This is a genomic window from Alteromonas sp. 38 (genome assembly GCF_902506055.1).
GTDB lineage: Bacteria > Pseudomonadota > Gammaproteobacteria > Enterobacterales > Alteromonadaceae > Alteromonas > Alteromonas lipotrueae.
In genome coordinates this window covers 186,097-207,459 of the sequence record NZ_LR733300.1, presented here as the reverse complement: position 1 = coordinate 207,459, position 21,363 = coordinate 186,097, and the positions used below count along the sequence as shown (strand labels likewise).

The window sequence follows — 21,363 nt, the reverse complement described above, 5'->3', positions numbered from 1 at the left end:
CCTTTATGTACTAATACTGGTAGCCAAGAGACTCAGCACGCTCAAACGCCGCTTCAGACAGAGCGTCTTTACCATTGAAACCATGCACAATACCCAATAAATACTGCACTTCTCCATTGTCTTTATTGCTATTAGCAAGTTCGCTTACGTATTCTAACGCCTCGTCAAAGTGTCCACTATCAAGCAGGGCGCGCGAGTGCGCTATTTGCTCTTCTATAGATAACGTTGCGTGGCTTTGCGGTGATGTTGCCATGACCTTGTCGTATACGAACATACTCTCGCTGCCTTTTTGAAAGGCATCAATAGCATTAAAAAAGGCTGCGTATTCTTCAACCGGTATGGTTTGCGCATACAGTACGAATTTTGAGGTACTTATTACTTCGTTATCACTAGGCTGCGCAGTATGTGTTATTTCAAAAAATTGGTTTTGATAATTGCTGGCAGGGCCATTTTGCACTAGCTCAGCATCCGGCCATGGAGCTGGATAGGTAATAGAAAGTTCTACCGTAATGGGTATTTGTATATAAAGGTCTTGGTCGCGCTCAGATACAGGTTCCATAATGGAAAAACCGGTAAAGACTTTTAAAATTTGCGCATAGTTCATGCTGTAATGAAAACGAGAAATATCTTCAGTAATAGAGAGTAAATCTACAAACTTTCCCTCTATTTCAAAAGGTGTAGCCGAGTCTGCGGGATCCGTTGCGGTAAACGACGTTACTCGATTATCGTGAACAAATGGCGACAGAAGTTGCTCTACTACAGCGCGCTTTTCTGGCGAAAATTGATAATAATTACGAAGGTTCGTTTCTACCTGACCGTCAAAACTCATCTTTACTGATGCGCCTAATGCAGAATCATTCAGCGAATAATCAACCCCCACTTTTGCCACATTCTCTTCAGGTTGAACATGGGGAACTTCTACTAGCTCACCCGCGCTGCCCGTTACCACAAATGTACGTTTGCCCCCAAGCATGGCACTTAACCCTGGGAAAGTGCCCGTTTGGCCACTGGTATCTAGCCAATAACTACCTTCATCCGTGGTAACGTAAGTGATCATATGGTTAAAGTTAAGTGCTGGTAAATCGTCAAATACAACACTTCCATTGTAGGTATTTACGAGTGCTGGTGACGCTTTTATACCGGCTTCGTTGAGTAGCGCCACAATAAGAGTTGTTTGGTCTTTACAGTCACCATAGGCGTTCTGTAGCACTTCTTGCGCAGTATGAGGCTGATAGCCCCCACGGTTAACATGCGCACCTATATAACGAACATTTTTTTGCATGTAATCAAACACCGCTTTTACTTTATCGGTCTGGGTGTCCTGCTCACTAAACAGTTCATTCGCTAACGCGGTAACATTATCTGCTGGCATCAAGCTTGGCTTGAATAAGTCCCAGTACCAATCATCTACTGTTTTCCAATTGTTCATCGTAGAGACGTAAACGAGAGGTAAGGTTTCATCGATAGGCGGCATGCCAGACTCAATTTCTATGCCTTCTAGCTTATCCATTTTCCACTCGTACTGCGTTGTGCTTCCACTTTTTGTCACAAGCGGAGACAAATCTGTGTTTCGATTTTCGATATATAAATCAACGGTGTTTGGAATAGTGAGTGTGGTTAACGAGGACAGAATAGGATCGATTCTCACCCAGTTTTTTTGCGGTAAAAATTTTACGTGATTAAAGCGAATGCCGGTGAACCATTCACCATCTATAATCGCTTTCGTCTGCTTCTCGTCAATTTGGTACTCGATAATATTACCGACTTTTAACTGAGGTACAGCGAACTCAATACGCTTCATATCATCAAGGTAATCGTCATTATTAGCTGACACTTCAGAGATAGCATCATCTTGCATATTGAAAATTTGACCGTCGGCAGCAATTACCCGAGCAAAATCGATACTGCTAGTGTGATAATAAGCATTGAACGAGTTAACTAATTTTGAATAGTCGGATACCGCCTCTTCGCTTGCAATATAGATAGCACGGTAATATTTGGTGGACTCTAAACGTTGCTCGTCGACCGTAATTTCGGTTCTGCGACTGAGTATTACCGCCCCGCTGTCTGCATATTCTGTAGCCTCTGTTTTGAGTGCTAATAAAGTCTCGGCATCGGGACCTATACTCGTCGTTTCTGCACTTGCGTTAGTTATCGAAAAGAAACTCAAAAAGATAACGAACACTCGGATATATACTGCCATCCCATTCTTCCTTGTTGATACAAATTCCAACCAAACGCGTGCGTTCAACTGTTTATTTTTTAAGTTATGCTGCCGTATCTTGCGTTAATTGTCGATAAGAGATTTCTTATATCAGTGCCCCTTTAAATTTGTCTGATAAATATCGCGCTTCACAACGAGCTAATTAGCTACTAATCGATTAATTTAGAACAAAAAAAAGCCCTTAAAATAAGGGCTTAGTATCTATTTTTGATTTACAAAAAAGCTTTATCAGAATTTAAAACGGAATATCATCATCAAAATCAAAGTCTGGCTCTGCCATTGGAGGCTGCTTAGGCTGTGACTGACCACCGCCTTGATTAGGCGCTTGTTGTTGGTAACCGCCTTGGTTTTGACCACCTTGATTTTGGCCGCCTTGCTGCTGATAACCACCTTGGCTTTGACCACCTTGTTGCTGGTATCCACCTTGCTGGTTATTCTGAGGGCGTTGATAACCGCCACCCGCATTACCACCGCCACCTTCACCACCGCGACCACCAAGCATTTGCATTTGGTCTACAATGATTTCTGTAGTGTAACGGTCTTGGCCTGACTGATCTTGCCACTTACGCGTTTGCAATTTACCTTCAACGTAAATTTGAGAACCCTTTTTCAGATATTCTCCGGCAATTTCTGCTAAGCGACGGTACATAGTAAGGCGGTGCCACTCAGTGCGTTCCTGCATTTGGCCTTGCGGATCTTTCCAGCTTTCGCTGGTAGCCAAGCTTAGGTTCGCAACGGCGTTACCGTTAGGCATGTATCGTACTTCAGGATCATTACCTAGATTTCCCACAAGTATGACCTTGTTAACGCCTTTCGTTGCCATTGGTGTCTCCTGTAACGTATTTAGTGCCTTGCTGCTCTATCACTTTGTGACAACAACAAGTGCGAAAGTTTCATCGATATTAGCCGGTTAGTATATCTTATTTTGAACGGGAGAAATTAAGTTTTTTCTCTCCCGCGCGCTTTCAAATTTGAACGCTATCAAAATTTTCATCGCTTGTCGGCTGAACTTTCGCATGGTTTTCTTAGGCGCTTACTAGAATAAGCGCCTATACCATTACTCTTTTCCACCAATTATTTTTACCACCAAGCCCCATAGAAGGCGATAAGCAAACACACCACGGCGAAAGCGGCAATATTGAACCCTTTCGTTGTAGCGAATTCGACCTCGTCTAAATCTACCGCATTTTCATGTACACCTTTTTTCTCTGCAAGCGACACGATAATAGCCACAGAAACACAAAGTAAGAACACAATTCCAACACGGTCAATAAATGGCAGTTCAGGCCAGAATTGACGGAATACAATACTAAGTACAAACGAACCTAGTGCCGCACACAGTCCACCGGTTGCAGTGGTCTTCTTCCAGAACATGCCCAATACAAACAAGGCGCAAATACCTGGCGTAAAGAAGCCAGTAAACTCTTGGATATATTGAAAGGCTTGGTCGAAATTCCCCAGTAGCGGTTTTGCCGTAACCATGGCAATAATAAGTGATACAAAGCTCACTATACGCCCTACTTTCACATAGTGATGTTGGCTTTCATTTGGGCGTTTGTCTTTGTATAAATCCATAGTGAAAATGGTCGATACACTGTTGGTCATCGAGGCTAACGACGACACAATAGCTGCTACTAACGCGGCAAAAATAACCCCTTTCAACCCTACTGGCATCATGCTCATAAGTGAGGGATAGGCTTGGTCAGGCTTTGAAAGTTCTGGCACTAATAGCACTGCCGCAATGCCTGGTAACACCACAATCAATGGCATTAACAGTTTAAGGAATGCAGCAAACGCAATCCCTTTTTGGGCTTCTTGTAGGCTTTTCGCCGCCAATGTGCGCTGAATAATGTATTGGTTAAAGCCCCAGTACGACAGGTTCATTATCCACATACCACCAATGAGTACGGAAATGCCCGGCAAGTCCATATAATGCGGATTATCTTTCGATAAAATCATATCGAATTTTTCAGGTAGCTGGTTGCTAAGGTCGATAAAACCTTGAATGGGGCCATTACCGCCACTGATTAAATTAAGCGCGGTGTAAGACAAAAACAGGCCGCCGAATATTAATAGCACCACTTGTATAATATCGGTAAGTGCCACAGCTTTTAGCCCGCCGTATAACGAATAAGCTAGCGAGAAAGCACCTAGGAATATCATGCCGTAAACCATGTCCACACCAGCAATGGTGTTAATGGCTAAAGCGCCCAACCACAAGACTGCGGTTAAGTTTACAAATACGTAAACCCCTAACCAAAATACTGCCATGACTTTACGCACTCGATGGTCGTAACGCTGCTCTAAGAACTGCGGCATGGTATATATTTTGTGCTTTAAGAAAATAGGTAAAAAGTATTTTCCTACAATAATAAGTGTGATGGCTGCCATCCACTCATAAGAGGCAATAGCTAAACCTAGCTGATAGCCAGAGCCTGACATACCAATGATCTGCTCTGCCGATATATTTGCTGCAATTAGCGAGGCCCCTATTGCCCACCACGGCAAGCTAGAGCCTGCTAAGAAGTAGTCGTTCGTATCTTTTTCGTGCCCCTGCTTTTCCCTTGATACCCACCATGCGATGCCGATAAGCGCCACCACATAGATCACAAACACTGTGATATCTAACGATGCTAATTTCATAGTTTTTCCCAACGATTATTTTAGTTTTGCGGTGCGAATTTTCTCGATGCAGGGTCGATGAAGGCTATTGGTTTTATTATTTTTGTAAAAGTTAAAGTCCACACCATGACTTTCTTTATGACTTTGCCAAAAAGCGCATCATTAATATCACATTTCATTAACTTAGATGAACAAGAATTGTAAATTTAAGGCAAAAAAAAGCGTTGTTTTGAAATTCAAAACAACGCAAGGGGCACAATCAATTGTTAACGGGAATCTTGTGTATTACATATAATGTTTAAGCAAATGCACCTTGAGTGGCAGTGCATACATATATATCGGCTGTGTAGCCAGTCTCATCAAAGTACTTATCAGCAACCACTTGCTTAACCGCATCGACAGAATCGGTTTGAACTAACGCCACAACGCAGCCGCCAAAACCACCGCCAGTCATGCGAACGCCACCGGTTTCACCTAATACTTCACCAATAATTTCAACAAGGTAGTCAATGGGCGGTACAGTAATTTCAAAGTCGTCGCGCATAGAAACATGCGACTCTGCCATCGCCTCACTCACCGTAGTGATATCACCTACCTTCAACGCTTCACTTGCACTTAATGTACGAGCATTTTCAGTAATAATATGACGAGCTCGGCGATAAACCACTTCAGGCATATGAGGCTTAGCGGTTTCCAGCATTTCAATAGTCGCTTCACGTAACGAAGGAACGCTTAATAACGACGCGCCTTGCTCACACTGTTCACGACGCAAATTGTATTCGCTGTCTACCAAACCGCGTTTTACATTTGAGTTAATAATGACGATTTGATGTGACGACGGAAGCGGAGAATGTTCAATCGCCAGTGATTGGCAATCAAGCAACATTGCACTTCCTTCGTGCCCCATTGCCGATACCAATTGATCCATAATGCCGCACGAACAGCCCACAAAGGTGTTTTCAGCTTTCTGACCAAGTAAGGCCGCTTGAACACCGTCTAGCGGTAATTCATATAGTGCGCTAAGCGCTTTCAAAATGGCAATTTCAAAAGACGCAGATGAACTTAAGCCTGCGCCTTGTGGCACGTTGCCAGTAACGACAAGATTGGCACCAGCGAAATCAGGTAAGGCATCTTTAAGGACTTTAATCACGCCACGTACATAGTTCGCCCAGCCTTGATTATCGTCATACTGAATGTCAGCAAGTGAAAACTGGTTTTGCTGATTTTCATAATCAAGCGCTGTCACAACGATATCGTTGTCATCACGTTTGGACGCAGCTACCCAAGTACCAAAGTTAATGGCAGCTGGAAACACAAATCCTTCGTTGTAGTCGGTATGCTCACCGATTAGGTTCACTCGCCCCGGGGCGTGGGCGATGAGCGTAGGCTCAGTACCGAAACAACGTATAAATTCTGATGACAGTAACTGGTTATCCATGGGTATTCTCGCGTTTCTTATAATGCACTACAGGCAGTGCTTTTAATCGGTCTGCAGCTTGCTCTGGCGTAAGATCACGCTGAGCTTCAGCCATCATTTCGTAGCCAACCATAAATTTACGTACACTTGCTGAGCGTAAAAGTGGCGGGAAGAAATGGGCGTGTACAGTCCATTCTGGGTGCGTTTGGTTATCGAATGGCGCACTATGCCAGCCCATTGAATAAGGAAATGACGTTTCAAATAAGTTGTCGTAGCGGCTGGTGATATCACCAATAATTTGCGCCAACGAGTAAGATTGCGCATCGGTTATGTTGTGTAGAGATTGCACATTGAAACGGGGAAGCAATAGGGTTTCAAAAGGCCAAGCAGCCCAGTACGGTACAACGACAACCCAGTCATCGTTTTGACAAACCACCCGCTCTTGCTTTTCCACTTCTTGTTCGGCGTAATCGAGCAACATAGGGCGTTGGTTTTCTGCATAGTATTGACCTAGTTGAATCAGCTTTTTAGCCGGGTCTGAAGGTAAATGCTGCTGCGCCCATACTTGACCGTGAGGATGCGGGTTTGAACATCCCATTGCAGAGCCCTTATTTTCAAACACTTGAACCCAGGTAAATGCTTTGCCCAGTTCTTCGGTTTGTGCTTTCCAACAATTCACCACATCGGCACGTTCATCGTCGGTAAGTTCTGGCAACGTTTTGCTGTGATCGGGAGAGAAGCAGATAACACGGCTGCAACCTTGCTCGGTTTCAAATTGGAACAACCCACTTTTTTCACTGGCTTGTTCTGTGTCTTTTTTCAATGCGGCAAAATCATTTTCAAAAACAAATGTGCCCGTGTAGTTTGGGTTCACTTCACCGTTTACCCGCGTATTTCCTGGGCATAAATAGCAAGTGGGATCGTATGAGGGCTTTTGCTCGTTTGAAGGCTCTTCAGATTGTCCCTGCCAAGGGCGCTTAGCGCGATGTGGCGACACTAGAACCCATTCGCCTAGTAATGGGTTGTAACGGCGATGTGGATCGTCAGTTGGGTCGAAGGGCTTGCCCATAATTTCTCTCACTATTTACTTGGCTTTTGTTGCAATTTCGCCACACCTTCACTAAAAATACCTTGCGTGGAGGGGGTGTAATTAAACCAATAGGTTAAACGTTTACCCTCAATGATATAGTAAGGGCAACCGATTATCAATTATCGAATAAAGATAATGTATTGTTAAATAAATTAACAATTCACATGTACTATTTTTCGTTTAATTCAGTTTAAATTGATACCGAATTTCAGCGTTAAAGGGTTTTTCCGGATAAATGATGCAATCAGGAAACTGTGGCTTATTTGGTGCGTCAGGGAAGTGCTGAGGCTCTAAGCATAATGCGCCAAGCTGACTATCAGTTTCTAAACTTCCAGTGTAAAACTGAATACCCGGCAAGTCGGTGTATAAATCCATTTGCAGGTGTGTATCTTCAGCAAAAACTTGAGCCTGAGGTTTTCCAGCAACCGCTTCATTTAGTACGAAGTTATGATCGTATCCACCCACTAAATTATACAAATCATGTGATTTCGCGCTGTTTTCGTTCACCCGCGTTAGTGCACTAAAGTCGAACGGCGTATCTGCTACTTCTACAAGTTTGCCTGTTGGCAACAGGGTATTGTCTGCATCGGTAACCTTCTTTGCGTCTATTTGCACAAAGGTGCTTCCCACTGTTTTATCTTTACTTAGCGTAAAATAAGCATGCTGGGTGAGGCTGAAAGGGGTCGCTTTGTCGGTGGTAGCGTTTAATGAAAGCGATAACGTATTAGAATCATTTAGGGTATAAACAGCCTCAACGTTTACGTTGCCAGGAAAACCTCCCTCGCCATCGGGGCTACGCAAGCTTAAAGATAACGAAACACTGTCTGCATGCGTTTCTGCCTTAGCTTCCCACATTTTTTTGTGGAATCCTGGAATACCGCCGTGCAAGTTGTGTTCACCTCCATTTTTATCGAGATGATACTCAGTGCCTTCCAACGTGAACTTTCCATGCCCAATGCGGTTAGCAAAACGCCCTACAATTGCATTTCTATAACTGGGATCGTCTACATAGCCATCTATGGTTGAATATGACTGCACGCAAGCATGAAGCTTACCTTGGTCATCTGGCACATTTAATTCGTGAATTATGCCGCCATAATTCAAAATTTTTGCCTGCATACCTTGTGAATTACTTAACATATAAAGGGTGACTTTCTCACCATCAACGACACCAAAATTAGACGCTTCAACTTTCATAACAATGCATTAACCTTTTTTGCAAGAAATGAAGATTACCATTTTTTAATTTACAGGCTGGCACGACCTCAACAGCAAGGAGGGTATACGTTTTCTTACTCCGTTTATAGTGCTATTTCGCACAACATTTTTATGTTTTTTTGTAAATATACTGTACGCTGTACGCCATAACAGAGGATAGTTGCAGCCAATTTGGCGAAATTGAGTAGCAAAAGTGCTTACCGGCCAATCTAAACTGCGTGTCTTCACTTCTATAACCTAATAATAATTGCTAATTTTTCTGTATGGCTACGATTAAAGACATTGCTCAGGCTGCAGGTGTATCGCTTGCTACCGTTTCTCGCGTTATAAATAACGGCCCTAAAGTTGGCAAAGATACTCGTCAACGGGTAAAACTCATCATGGAAGAAATGGGTTATAGACCCAATGCGAATGCCAGAGCTTTGGTGACTAAGCGCAGTGCGTCGTTAGGCGTAGTGTTGGCTGAACTTCACGACCCTTTTTTCGCTATGCTTGCCCATGGTGTAGAAACCGTTACTCGTAAGAATAACGTTCAAATTCTATTAAGTGCGGGCTCTATAGAAAAAGAAACCGAACTTCGGGCTATCGAAATTTTGCTGGAACACCGCGTTGAAGCCATGGTGGTTCACAGCAAAGCATTGGATGATAAAAGCCTTATCGACTTTGCTAAGCAAGTACCGGGCTTTGTACTAATCAACCGCTATATCCCTGAAATTGCTAATCGTTGCGTTTGGTTAGATAACGTAACTGGTGGACGCCTGATGGCTGAACACGCGATCAACCAAGGACATAAAAGTTTGGCGGTAATAAGTAGTCAATACCGCATTGATGACCCTAATCACAGGTTAGAAGGCATCGTAACCGCTGTCGAAGCAGCCAAGCTTACCTTACCTGAAAGCATGATTGAGTATGCGACCCCAGATCAAGAAGGTGGTGAATTAGCCATGCAGAACTTACTCGCTACTGGCGCTGAATTTACTGCGGTGCTTGCCTATAATGATGCGATGGCGTCTGGTGCAATGACCATGTTACAAGACCATGGCATTGCAGTCCCCGAGCAAGTGTCGGTGATGGGCTATGATGATGTGCTATTAGCTAAATATTGCCGACCTAAATTGACAACCTTGCGTTATCCAATAGAAATGATGGCTGCTAAAGCCGCAGAGCTAGCGCTGAAATATGCTGCAGGGGCAAAACCCGAAGAAGGTCTTACCTTTAAATACACCCCTACAGTCGTTAAGCGTGATTCGGTGGTACGGGTCTAGCGTACTATTTTCTTACTCTAATACATGGCGTTGAACTTACCTTCATCAATAGATGAAAATTATGAGGGTAAGTTGTTATGTGTTAGAAAATTTCATGAATGATAGATCTTGACAACTTACCGAGCTTGATCAGTTAACGAAAACTTTTATCCCCAATGCACCGCCACTAGCGATCCTTATACCGTTAAAGATCTACTTATCAGCCGATCTAAAATAAACTTGCTACAGCCCTTGATTTAATTGAGCTAACGTGATCTGACCAGTTAGTCTAGTCAGATCATGATCTTATTTTAAATTTATAAGCTTAGGGAGTTACCAACAACTTGATCCACACTTTATCCACAGGCTTGAAAGTGCGATAAACCTTGATTCTACGGGCTTATATGGCTGATGAACCTTTGGTATTCTTCTATTGCAAAGTCGTGTTTTAGTGTAGCGTTATGCGTAGCACCTGGTACAACACTAATGTACTTTGCATCACTAGCGGCAGTAGCTAACAATTGCTTGCTGATTTTAAATGGGGTGATAACGTCTTTCTCACCCACTAATAGCCACAATGGGCCTTCGTAGTGTCTCAAAATAGGCGCTATTTGCATTAAGTGCACTTCAGGGTGAAGTTTCATGCTGGTCAAAGAGTTAGAAAACCCAGGTACCATGTTCGCGATAAGATCGGATATATCGTTAAACGCCCCATCGAGCACTAGCCCACCGATAGGTTTGTTCGCTGCCACGTAACTCGCAAAATAACTGCCTACGCCTCGACCATGCACAATAGTGGGCAGCGACTTATCGAAAATACCTTCAGCGTAATCGAATACGGTCAATGCGTCGGCTTTAATAGCGTTAATGCTAAGCTTTTCAGATTTCTCACTGGCACCCACACCTTGATAATCCATCCAAAGAATATTCGCTGGAATCTTGCCTAAGCGATGCAGCACACTGTTGTTTTCACTCACCGGCATACGGTTATCGGCGTAAAAAACAATATTAACAACAGGATCGGCGTAAGACACCGCAACGCCTCTTAACGTGAGGCCTTGCCCATTATCAATCTCTACGCGAGTAATACCGGCCGAAGTTTGGTCTTGCTCAATGGCAGCATGTAGCTTTGTGGTGGTCAGTGGCTTTGTGTGATTGTCTTGATGAAAAAAAGCGCTTGGGGTTACATTAATCGCGCAAGCGGCTAAGCCTAATGACATAACAGCCACAGTGAATATTTTCGAAAATGTCATATCACAATCCTTGTAGACTAGGTATTCGCTTAAACCAATGAATTTACTATCTTACCGTCTTTTACCATAACACATACCATTCCTGCATCTAATGCTGCCCGCTGACCCATTTCAGTATCCTCAAATACAACACAATCTTCAGGCGCAACATTCATAACCTCGGCTGCCATTAGAAAGGTTTCTGGGTGTGGCTTACCATTAGTAACGTCATCTGCAGTTACCAATGCTTTCAATTGCTCGATAATATTGTGGTGCCCTAATAACCACTCGGCATGTTGTCGGTCAGAGCCTGTGCCTATGGCAATAGGATGGCTTTTTATGTAGTGATTAAATACGGCAAGGGTATCTGGAATTAATTTAGGAATATCGGGCAACTTTTCTGAAGCGCGCTTTTTAAAGCCTGCCACTTCTGCTGTATCATTTTGTTTATTGTATCGTGCGTTCAACATTTCGACGGTTTCGAGCGTGGGTACGCCACCTAAACTGTGAATGTAATCAGCATCAAATGGGTAGCCAAACACTTCACAAGTCACTTGCCACGCATTGATATGTCTGCCCATTGAATCGACTAGGGTGCCATCCATATCAAAAATGATGCCTTTAAAAGACGATAAATCTATCACGGTCGCACTCCTTACGTTCGTTATTCTAGGCAATGAAAGCCAATATGTTTTCTACTAAGCGCTATCAATTACCGCTCTAGCTTGGGTAGCATCGAAATCTCGATTTACTTTTAAATATACCGTGCCATTTTGACTGTTTAAAGTCACCTCTAAAACGCCTGGAACCAAAGAAATATTTTTCTCTAACGCGTCTTGCTGATAAGCGTCGAAGCTACCATTCATCATGACACGCTTAACGCGACTCACTTCCTTTAGCCCCCAAATTACATAGAGCCAAAGTACCGTGCTTATTGCGCCAACCAGATACGCCACTTCAGGCGACCAGAAATTGGTCACAACGCCAGATAACATGCCGCCTAAAAAGGCACCAAAGAATTGGAAGCTTGCATAAATACCCATGGCCGTACCTTTTTGCCCCGCTGGCGCAATACTCGATACCAGGGCGGGAAAGTTAGCTTCTAGGTAATTAAATCCGGTAAAAAAGAGCACGATAGCAGCTGTGGTTACCCACCAGCTGTGGTCTTTCATGCTAAGCGCTGCAAAAGCAGCCCCCATAAGTACAGCGGCAAAGAGCAAATAAGACTTAGGTGTTCGGCCTCGGGCCATCCCCATCATAATCACCAAACCCACCACCGAAATACCTAATACCGGTAAGTACACCGTCCAGTGACTATCAAGAGCCATATCAAAATGAAGTAACGTTAAGGGCAGTTGTACGAAAAGCAAAGTGATAAGCATGTGCAAAATAAGCACGCTAACGTTTAAGCGCCAAAGCTGTGAAGAGAACACCAAGCGTTTTAGTTGACCCTTTTGCGGTAGCGTATCGCCGCTACTGAGTATTTCGCCATTAGGCACAATCCATTGAACCAAAGGCATACAAACAATGGCTAACACACCGGTGATAGCAAAAATACCAGCCAACCCCCAATTGTTCGCAATTAATGGCCCTAACAGCACAGCCAAATAAAAGGAAAAACCAATAGCAATGCCGATGACAGCCAGTACTTTTGCTCTTTGGCTTTCACGGCTAACGTCGGTGGCTAATGCCATAATGGCACCGGCGATAGCGCCTGCTCCTTGTAGTATACGACCAACGATAAGCCAGGCCATGGTATCAGCGTTGGCCGCCACGAAACTACCGAACGCAAATACAGCCAATCCGGCTAAAATTACTGGCTTGCGACCCCATTTGTCAGACATCATACCCATTGGAATTTGCAAAGCAGCTTGCGTTAAACCGTATCCACCCACCGCTAACCCCACCATGAAAGGCGAGTAGTCTGAATAATCCATAGCAGCGACGGCTAACACCGGCATCACCATAAATAAGCCCAGCATGCGAAGTACATAAACAGATGCAAGCGCTAGCGAGGCGCGCAATTCCAAAGCGTTCAAAGCTGTACCGTTCCTCTAAATCAGTCTGACAGATAGTGTGGGCGCGAAGTGTAGCATATATTGATAAGCTGCCCACGTTCGCAATAATCGATTAATGTAATCTTAAGGTGATCTCATTGATAGCCAATCAGTATAACTTGATCATGCAATGCAATATCAATTTGCTTGACGACTATGGCATACTGATTCTTTTTTTCGCACTTAGGCTTCAATGGATAAAATCGAGATACGCGGTGCTCGCACCCACAATTTGAAAAATATCGATTTAACACTGCCCCGAGACAAGCTGGTAGTGATAACTGGGCTTTCAGGCTCAGGTAAATCGTCTTTAGCATTCGATACCCTATACGCAGAAGGCCAACGTCGTTACGTTGAGTCGTTGTCTGCGTATGCTCGTCAGTTTTTGTCTATGATGGAAAAACCTGATGTTGATCATATAGAAGGTTTGTCGCCAGCTATATCCATTGAGCAAAAATCAACGTCGCATAACCCGCGTTCTACTGTGGGTACTATTACCGAAATTTACGATTACCTTCGTTTGATGTTTGCCCGTGTTGGCACGCCACGATGCCCTGACCACGATGTGCCGCTAGACGCACAAACCGTGAGCCAGATGGTAGATAAGGTGCTGGCAATGCCAGAAGGCAGCAAATTAATGTTGCTGGCGCCTATCGTGAAAGAACGTAAAGGTGAACATTTAAAAACCCTGCAAAACTTGTCTGCCCAAGGTTTTATTCGTGCGCGAATAGATGGCGATGTATGTGACCTGTCCGATCCACCGCCGTTAGATTTACATAAAAAGCATACTATCGAAGTGGTAGTAGACCGTTTTAAAGTGCGTGACGACCTTGCATTGCGCTTATCAGAATCGTTTGAAACTGCATTAGCGTTGGCTGGCGGGAATGCGCTTGTAGCCGACATGGACAATAGCGATGCTGAAGAAATTGTATTTTCAGCTAACTTCGCCTGCCCACACTGTGGTTACAGTATTAGTGAATTAGAGCCTAGATTGTTCTCGTTCAACAACCCTGCTGGGGCGTGCCCAACCTGTGATGGTTTAGGGACAAGACAGTTTTTCGACCCAACACGTGTGGTGGGTAACGACGAGTTAAGTCTTGCAGGCGGCGCGGTTCGTGGTTGGGACAAACGTAGCTATTACTATTTTCAAATGTTGCAATCGGTTGCCGACCATTACGAATTCGATCTTACTGGCCCTTTCGGCGAGTTAGACGATAAGCACAAAGACATTGTGTTGTATGGCTCTAAAGGTAAATCACTCGCATTTAAATACATAAACGAACGCGGCGACGTGATGGAGCGTAAGCATCCGTTCGAAGGCATTATTCCGAACATGGAGCGCCGCTACAGGGAAACCGAGTCTAATGCTGTGCGTGAAGAGCTTGCTAAATACTTAAGCCAACAGCACTGTAGCAGCTGTAATGGCACACGCCTGCGCGTAGAAGCGCGCAATGTGTTTATAGAAGGCACAACTCTGCCCACCATTGCTGATAAATCTATTGCCGATGCGTACGACTTTTTCGAAAATTTATCGCTAACAGGCCAAAAAGCCCAGATTGCAGAGAAAATTCTAAAAGAAATTCTCGACCGTTTACGCTTTTTGGTTAACGTTGGCTTGAACTACTTATCCCTTTCGCGCAGCGCCGATACTTTGTCAGGCGGTGAAGCACAGCGTATTCGCCTTGCTAGCCAAATTGGTGCTGGCCTAGTTGGCGTAATGTATGTTCTTGATGAACCCTCTATTGGGCTTCACCAAAGAGACAACGAACGCTTATTGAAAACCCTAAGACACTTGCGTGATTTAGGTAACACGGTATTGGTGGTTGAGCATGATGAAGACGCCATTCGTGAAGCCGATTATATCGTGGATATTGGCCCTGGAGCCGGTGTACATGGCGGAGAGATTATTGCCGAAGGTCAGCTTGAAGACATTCTAGCAAGTGAAGACTCACTTACTGGAAAGTACTTATCTGGCCGTGAAAAAATAGTTATACCTGAAGTTCGCACACCCATTAAAGATGATAAATGGTTGGAATTAAAAGGCGCCACAGGTAACAACTTGAAGTCGGTAGACTTGCGAGTGCCTATGGGCGTGATGACCTGCGTAACCGGGGTTTCTGGTTCTGGTAAATCGACCCTTATTAACGATACTTTCTATAAAATCGCCCACTGCGAATTAAACAAAGCCACCACTTCTGAGCCTGCCCCTTATACCTCAATGACAGGGTTAGATCAGCTCGATAAAGTGGTCGATATTGACCAAAGCCCTATTGGCAGAACGCCCCGTTCTAACCCTGCAACTTACGCTGGAATTTTCACGCCTATTCGTGAAATATTCGCCGGAACGCAGGAAGCACGCTCTCGCGGTTACAAGCCAGGACGCTTTAGTTTTAACGTGAAAGGCGGTCGTTGTGAAGCGTGTCAGGGCGACGGTGTGATAAAAGTAGAAATGCACTTCTTGCCTGATGTGTACGTGCCCTGCGACGTTTGTATGGGTAAACGCTACAACCGTGAAACCTTAGAAGTAAAATACAAAGACAAAAACATTCATGAAGTGCTAGAAATGACGGTAGAAGATGCTCGAGATTTCTTCGACCCCATTCCGGCCATTGCCCGCAAACTGCAAACCTTGAAAGAAGTAGGTTTGGCTTATATTCGTTTAGGGCAAGCAGCCACGACGTTATCAGGCGGTGAAGCACAGCGGGTTAAGTTAGCCAAGGAATTGTCGAAACGCGATACCGGCCAAACGCTGTATATTTTGGATGAACCCACCACTGGGCTTCACTTCCACGATATCAAACAGTTACTCGCCGTACTGCACCGACTCCGTGACCATGGCAACACAGTGGTAGTTATTGAGCACAACCTTGATGTGATTAAAACTGCCGACTGGATCATCGATTTGGGCCCAGAAGGTGGTTCAGGCGGTGGTCAAATTATTGCTGAAGGTACGCCTGAGTTGGTGGCTGAATCTACAGTGTCTCATACCGGCCGCTTCTTAAAGCCGATGCTTGAAGCACAAGCCTAAGCTGACGAGCATAAAGGCTTAGTATCAAAACAAAAAAACGCGCCATGTCGGCGCGTTTTTTTATGTAGTTTTTATGTAGTTCGGTTAAATACTTAGGTACTTAACTGACCACGCTTTAAAACTTAAATGCCTGAATAGCCAAGCCTTCGCACACCGAGTTAAACGCATCGTTCTCTAACCGAGGCAATCCGGTCAGTAACTCTTCATACAGTGCGTCGATAATAATAGGCGATAAGCTCATACCACCGGTAACCATCACTACCTCGGGTGCCGCGCTGCTTTTCTCTAAACATTCCACCACTAACGCTTTTACCTTACTTAACCACGGCTTTAATGCACTTTTTAAGTCTTCGGTACTAATGTTTACATCAAAATCATCTTCAATGTAATGTAGCGGTAAGGTGATCTTGTCTTTGCTAGAAAGCAGTTCTTTTGCCATTCTCACCGAGTTAACCACCCGCGCCGACAATTTGTTTTCTTGCACTAGCAGTAAACGCTCTAATTGTTCTGGGTTCTTGGTTACTGACATGGTTTGAGAAATCTCTAGGCCGTAATCATCAGAGAAGAACCGAGTAAGTGCGGGGATATTATCAACCGCACACATATCTGAATAATAAGTAGGTGGAATAGGCAGGCCATTAATCATTTTAAGCCCCATTCCCATTTCAGGCGCAACCACTTTCAGCAACAAACTCTTATCACAATCCATACCACCTAACCGTCTTCCGGTTACCGATAACACGTCCTGCTTTCTATCTAATTGGTTATTACGTTCTGGTGAAAGATTAATACAACAGATATCTGTAGTACCACCGCCAATATCAACAATAAGTGCGGTAGTGTCGCGGGGTAATGTCTGCTCAATTTTATACGCTGCCGCAATTGGCTCATCCAAAAAGTTAATTTTACTAAAACCAGCATTCGATGCTGCCTCAGTCATAATTTGAATGGCTTGGGTATTTCCCACTTCACCTCGAGTACCGTGAAACTTAACCGGGCGACCTATAACTACCGATGAAACAGGCTTTTCTAATTGGGTTTCGGCACACTGTTTAAAGTAGGCTAGCTGTTTGGCGATAATGCCAATAAACGCCTTTTTTTGGTCGCCATCAAGGGATGCGCCTAGAAAGTTTTTAGGTGAGTAAATAAGCCGGCCTTTATCAGGCATTTTTAAAAAGCGCTTAAATCCCTCTTCACCGAAGGCAAACTTGCCATGCTCTACTAAGCGTAATAATGGAATTTCTTCCAGCGACATTGCGTGCACAAGCTGCTGAATAGCCTTACGTTGCAACGCAGGTCGGTTATGGTATTCACCACGAAGCGATTCAATGCGGTTGCTATAGCGCGACTGCTCTTTGGGATCTTTAGCGTCGTAATAGCCCTGCTTGGCTTTGTCTATTTGCTCGTTAATTAAACGCTGCAATTGCGACACTTTAGCTTCCACCATGGCATCAGGCGGAGGCGGCAGTTCATCCTCAAAGTATATAAATACAGACGAGCGAATTTTATTGCCTTGCTCAAGTGACGGGTCGAGTTTTATATGTCTATGGGTAGCGCCATCAAAGTACACCACCTCAGAATTTGAGGTACCGTAATCAATCCCAATTGCAGTCATAATTATTGTTTAATCAGAAATTTGGCGCAGATTGTAATTTAAAATTACGCTGGGATCACTTTTCATCTTAATTTGGTTTTCTAATGTATACCCAGATTGCGCCAGATTACTGAAAAACCCGATTTAGCGTGATAAAGTGAGGACACATTACGATTAACATAAGAGGCGATATGTCAGCTGTAACTCCATCTGAAACCTTCCCTATGGAAATGTCATTCGAAGTACGGTTTTGTGAGACCGATGCCCTGCAACACGTGAGCAACACCGCGTTAGTCAGCTGGTTTGAAGCCGCTCGCGATCCTATCTTCAGAATGTTCACACCTACTATGGATTTACAGAACTGGCCGCTTATTTTAGCAACCTACAAAGTCGATTTTCTTGCGCAAATTTTTTACGGGAAAACGGTTACCGTAAAAACGTATATTAGCCGTTTAGGTAACAGTGCATTTGATGTGTACCAAGAACTTTGGCAAGACGGTAACCTGTGCTCAACGGGAGTAACGACTATGGTACATTTCGATTATCAGCAGCAGCGTTCAGCCCCGATTCCTGACAATATAAAAGCGACGTTACAAGCACACTTTAAGGCGCTACCTAATGACTGATTTAATTGACGTTGTTGATGATGTTTTATCACCGGAATTGTGTACCCAACTTATTGAGCGCTTTGAAAAAAGCCCAAACCTTACCCAAGGGAAAACGGGCGGCGGTGTCGATTTAGATAAGAAGCGTAGTGTTGATGTGTCTATATCTCAACAGCCTGAGTTTGCTGACTTATTTAAGCAGGTCATGCAGTTAACAGGCGAGCAGTTGGTTAAGTACATTGAGAAATACTATTACGCCTTGGTTGGCCCAATAGGGTTGACAGTTCGCCATCCAAAAACCGGCGAGCCCGTTAAACTAACGGGTGATAACTTTGAAGAAGTGGGCAAACCTAACCTTCATAATTTGGTTAATTACCTCTTTCGAATTGGCGATATTAATGCCCAGCGCTATACTGCGGGTAACGGCGGTTACCCTTATTGGCACTCTGAAGTTTACCCACAAGCGCCTCATAATGAAGCTTTGCATCGCGTTCTGCTGTTTATGTTTTACTTAAATGATGTGGAAGATGGCGGGGAAACCGAATTTTATTATCAAGATAGAGCAGTAAAGCCTGAAGCAGGCAGAATGGTGATTGCTCCTGCTTATTTTACCCATACTCACCGTGGGCAAATACCTAAAAGCAACGACAAGTACATTCTAACCTCGTGGCTGCTGTTCAATCGCGCAGAACAAATTTATACACCACAAGGCTAGGCTATATTTATGCCTATAAGGGGACTCTTAGCCCATGAGGAGCTTTGGCCTGCCTAAAAGGAGCTTACGCTGGCCTAAAAGGCGCTTATCGCAACCCCTTTAAGCCGATAGCCTACTGACGCAATATCACCTTTCCACCCTTCAGTGGTAAGTTCGCCAGTTACCCATATTGCGTCGTAAATATTATCAAGAGGAATACCCTCTTCAAAAGTTACGTACACTATTTGGTTAGACGCAGGCGGCGGCACGTGAATACAAGCGCCAAAATAAGGCACTAGTAAAAATTCGGTCGTGAGTTCAGGTGTGCCTTCAAGGGGCACCACAAAGCCAGGAATTTTCACCCGCTTACCATCAAATTTATCAACTACTGGCGCATCAGGCTGCAACTGCGACATTTCACCGTTGTGCTGAACGGCGGGAGGCGCTAGTTCATTAAACCCTTCAGGTACCAAATCTTCCCAATATACTTCAATAGGTTCTGGGGCGCTAAACGCAGAGAACGACGGAAGCAATACGACTAAGGCTAAGACCAATGCCTTTCCCATGACTTTCAACATAACACTCACTTAAATAAAAAAGGGTAGCTCTTTAAATAAAAAGGGCCGGTACTTACCAGCACCGACCCCTTTTTAGCATGTCTTCTAAGCAGCGTGAATTATTCTGCTTCGAAACGCTTAACGCTTGCGACAATTTCTTCTTTCGCGGCAGCTGAACCAGCCCAGCCGTCAATCTTAACCCACTTACCAGGTTCAAGATCTTTGTAATGAGAGAAGAAGTGCTCGATTTGCTGTAGCAGCAACTCAGGTGCGTCTTCAGTTTCTTGTACTTTACGGTAAATAGTAGAAAGCTTGTCGATTGGCACTGCCAATACTTTAGCGTCTTTACCTGACTCATCAGTCATGTTCAAAACACCAATTGGGCGACAACGAATTACCGAACCCGCAAGCAATGGAAAAGGCGTCATTACCAATACGTCAACTGGGTCACCGTCTTCAGACAAGGTGTTAGGCACGTAACCGTAGTTAGTTGGGTAGTGCATGCAAGTTGCCATGAAACGGTCAACAAACATAGCGCCCGAGTCTTTGTCTACTTCGTACTTTACCGGGTCAGCGTGTGCTGGAATTTCGATAACTACATTCACTTCTTCAGGCAAATTCTTGCCCGCAGGAATATCATTCAAGCTCATTCTAAGGTCCTTTCAATGATGTTTTAAAAAATTTGGCGCTAAGTATACGGTGACGGCGGCAAAATAAAAACGGTTTAGCGCTAATCACCACCAAAACCGTCCTTATTTAGCGATTTCTCTATTCACTTTTACCGTAATAGCTTAAACAGGTTTCTACTTCTTCTTTAGAACCAATAATACATGGCACGCGTTGATGTATTTCTTCAGGCATTACTTCAAGAATACGACCGGCGCCTGTTTCTGCCTTGCCGCCGGCTTGCTCCATCAAAAATGCCATAGGGTTTGCTTCATAAAGTAAACGCAATTTACCCGGTTTAGATGGGTCACGCTTGTCGTATGGGTACATGAAAATACCACCGCGGCATAACAAGCGATGAATATCGCCCACCATGGCTGCTACCCAGCGCATGTTGAAATTTTTCTCACGAGGACCGTCTTTACCCGCTATTAAGTCGGCGATATATTCCTGCATCGCAGGTTCCCAATGACGTTGATTCGATGCATTAATAGAGTACTCAGAGGTTTGCTCTGGCACTTGGATATTGGGGTGAGTAAGTAGGAAGCCACCGTGGGTTTTATCTAAGGTATAAATATGTGTGCCACGCCCAGTAGTAAGGGCAAGCATAGTAGAAGGCCCGTAAAGCACGTAACCTGCTGCAACCATTTGTGTACCCGGCTGAAGAAACGCTGATGGATCATCGGGTTCCATCCACTGAGGTGCGTGGGTAATTGAGAAGATAGTACCAATTAAGCTGTTAATTTCTGTGTTCGAAGAGCCGTCTAGTGGGTCGAAGCTAACAAGGTATTTCCCATCTGGATGGCACGGTACCACATCGTCTTCTTCTTCCGATGAAATAGCTTTTACATAGCCCGACTCGCGAAGCGTATCTTTAATAATGTGATTAGAGATAACATCTAACTTCTTTTGTGTTTCACCTTGTACGTTTTCTGACAACGTAGAACCCAATACGCCAGCAAGCGCACCTTGACTCACCCGGAATGAAATTTCTTTGCAGCTCGCCAACAAGGTTCTTATAAGCAATATGAGCTCTAGCGGGGCACCATCTTCTTGCAACTGGGAATTTAAACGTTTCATCTTAGTTAAGCCTTTTTTTAGTGTGTAGGGTATGA

Annotated in this window: 17 protein-coding genes; 4 read left to right on the top strand and 13 right to left on the bottom strand. The window is 44.2% G+C overall.

Annotation, left to right across the window (positions count from 1 at the left end; translation table 11 throughout):
* Positions 1-10: 10 nt before the first annotated feature.
* The 6 genes from FLAVO9R_RS00880 to FLAVO9R_RS00855 form a co-directional block, all read right to left on the bottom strand.
* On the bottom strand, positions 11-2,203 hold the full coding sequence (locus tag FLAVO9R_RS00880) for a DUF3857 domain-containing protein (RefSeq protein ID WP_159528022.1): 2,193 nt from the start codon (positions 2,201-2,203) through the stop codon (positions 11-13).
* A gap of 256 nt (positions 2,204-2,459) precedes the next feature.
* Positions 2,460-3,047, bottom strand: a complete 588-nt coding sequence (locus FLAVO9R_RS00875) for a single-stranded DNA-binding protein (protein ID WP_159528021.1) — start codon at positions 3,045-3,047, stop codon at positions 2,460-2,462.
* 257 nt (positions 3,048-3,304) lie between these two features.
* Complete coding sequence (locus FLAVO9R_RS00870) at positions 3,305-4,867, bottom strand: sodium/sugar symporter (protein WP_159528020.1); 1,563 nt, start codon at positions 4,865-4,867, stop codon at positions 3,305-3,307.
* Positions 4,868-5,144: 277 nt separating this feature from the next.
* Entirely contained in the window at positions 5,145-6,284 is a 1,140-nt protein-coding gene (gene galK, locus FLAVO9R_RS00865) for a galactokinase (RefSeq protein ID WP_159528019.1), read from the bottom strand.
* Positions 6,277-7,332: a UDP-glucose--hexose-1-phosphate uridylyltransferase gene (locus tag FLAVO9R_RS00860; RefSeq protein ID WP_159528018.1), complete on the bottom strand. Its 1,056-nt coding sequence runs from the start codon at positions 7,330-7,332 to the stop codon at positions 6,277-6,279. Before FLAVO9R_RS00860 ends, galK begins: the two co-directional genes overlap by 8 nt.
* 201 nt (positions 7,333-7,533) lie before the next feature.
* The gene (locus tag FLAVO9R_RS00855) at positions 7,534-8,550 is read right to left on the bottom strand and encodes an aldose epimerase family protein (protein WP_159528017.1); all 1,017 of its coding nucleotides are present in this window, start codon (positions 8,548-8,550) and stop codon (positions 7,534-7,536) included.
* A gap of 284 nt (positions 8,551-8,834) precedes the next feature.
* On the opposite strand from FLAVO9R_RS00855, the gene FLAVO9R_RS00850 reads away from it, so the two are divergent.
* On the top strand, positions 8,835-9,836 hold the full coding sequence (locus tag FLAVO9R_RS00850; protein ID WP_159528016.1) for a LacI family DNA-binding transcriptional regulator: 1,002 nt from the start codon (positions 8,835-8,837) through the stop codon (positions 9,834-9,836).
* 371 nt (positions 9,837-10,207) lie between these two features.
* Here the strand turns inward: FLAVO9R_RS00850 and FLAVO9R_RS00845 are convergent, their stop codons facing one another.
* Genes FLAVO9R_RS00845 through FLAVO9R_RS00835 form a run of 3 tightly spaced genes read right to left on the bottom strand, consistent with a single transcriptional unit; the run spans position 10,208 to position 13,086 of the window.
* Positions 10,208-11,068: an alpha/beta hydrolase gene (locus tag FLAVO9R_RS00845; RefSeq protein ID WP_159528015.1), complete on the bottom strand. Its 861-nt coding sequence runs from the start codon at positions 11,066-11,068 to the stop codon at positions 10,208-10,210.
* 29 nt (positions 11,069-11,097) lie between these two features.
* Complete coding sequence (locus FLAVO9R_RS00840; RefSeq protein WP_159528014.1) at positions 11,098-11,691, bottom strand: HAD family hydrolase; 594 nt, start codon at positions 11,689-11,691, stop codon at positions 11,098-11,100.
* A 54-nt stretch (positions 11,692-11,745) separates the two neighbouring features.
* Complete coding sequence (locus FLAVO9R_RS00835; RefSeq protein WP_159528013.1) at positions 11,746-13,086, bottom strand: MFS transporter; 1,341 nt, start codon at positions 13,084-13,086, stop codon at positions 11,746-11,748.
* A gap of 211 nt (positions 13,087-13,297) precedes the next feature.
* On the opposite strand from FLAVO9R_RS00835, the gene uvrA reads away from it, so the two are divergent.
* Positions 13,298-16,132 (top strand): excinuclease ABC subunit UvrA, encoded by a 2,835-nt coding sequence (uvrA, locus tag FLAVO9R_RS00830; RefSeq protein WP_159528012.1) that lies wholly within the window; start codon positions 13,298-13,300, stop codon positions 16,130-16,132.
* Between the two features lie 115 nt (positions 16,133-16,247).
* Here uvrA and FLAVO9R_RS00825 read toward each other — a convergent pair whose 3' ends face one another.
* A complete protein-coding gene (locus FLAVO9R_RS00825; protein WP_159528011.1) occupies positions 16,248-17,747 on the bottom strand; it encodes an Hsp70 family protein in 1,500 nt (499 codons plus the stop codon).
* A 170-nt stretch (positions 17,748-17,917) separates the two neighbouring features.
* Here FLAVO9R_RS00825 and FLAVO9R_RS00820 point away from each other — a divergent pair, with 170 nt between their 5' ends.
* Both FLAVO9R_RS00820 and FLAVO9R_RS00815 read left to right on the top strand, forming a co-directional pair.
* Entirely contained in the window at positions 17,918-18,352 is a 435-nt protein-coding gene (locus tag FLAVO9R_RS00820) for an acyl-CoA thioesterase (protein ID WP_201299231.1), read from the top strand.
* Positions 18,345-19,046 (top strand): 2OG-Fe(II) oxygenase, encoded by a 702-nt coding sequence (locus FLAVO9R_RS00815; RefSeq protein WP_159528010.1) that lies wholly within the window; start codon positions 18,345-18,347, stop codon positions 19,044-19,046. The genes FLAVO9R_RS00820 and FLAVO9R_RS00815 overlap by 8 nt, the downstream gene beginning before the upstream one ends.
* A 74-nt stretch (positions 19,047-19,120) precedes the next feature.
* Here FLAVO9R_RS00815 and FLAVO9R_RS00810 read toward each other — a convergent pair whose 3' ends face one another.
* The 3 genes from FLAVO9R_RS00810 to FLAVO9R_RS00800 form a co-directional block, all read right to left on the bottom strand.
* Positions 19,121-19,603: a DUF3299 domain-containing protein gene (locus FLAVO9R_RS00810; protein ID WP_159528009.1), complete on the bottom strand. Its 483-nt coding sequence runs from the start codon at positions 19,601-19,603 to the stop codon at positions 19,121-19,123.
* A gap of 98 nt (positions 19,604-19,701) precedes the next feature.
* Positions 19,702-20,232: an inorganic diphosphatase gene (ppa, locus tag FLAVO9R_RS00805; RefSeq protein ID WP_013785907.1), complete on the bottom strand. Its 531-nt coding sequence runs from the start codon at positions 20,230-20,232 to the stop codon at positions 19,702-19,704.
* Positions 20,233-20,350: 118 nt separating this feature from the next.
* Positions 20,351-21,328 carry a class 1 fructose-bisphosphatase gene (locus tag FLAVO9R_RS00800; RefSeq protein WP_159528008.1) on the bottom strand — a complete coding sequence of 326 codons (978 nt, stop codon included), beginning with the start codon at positions 21,326-21,328 and terminating at the stop codon, positions 20,351-20,353.
* Positions 21,329-21,363: the final 35 nt, after the last annotated feature.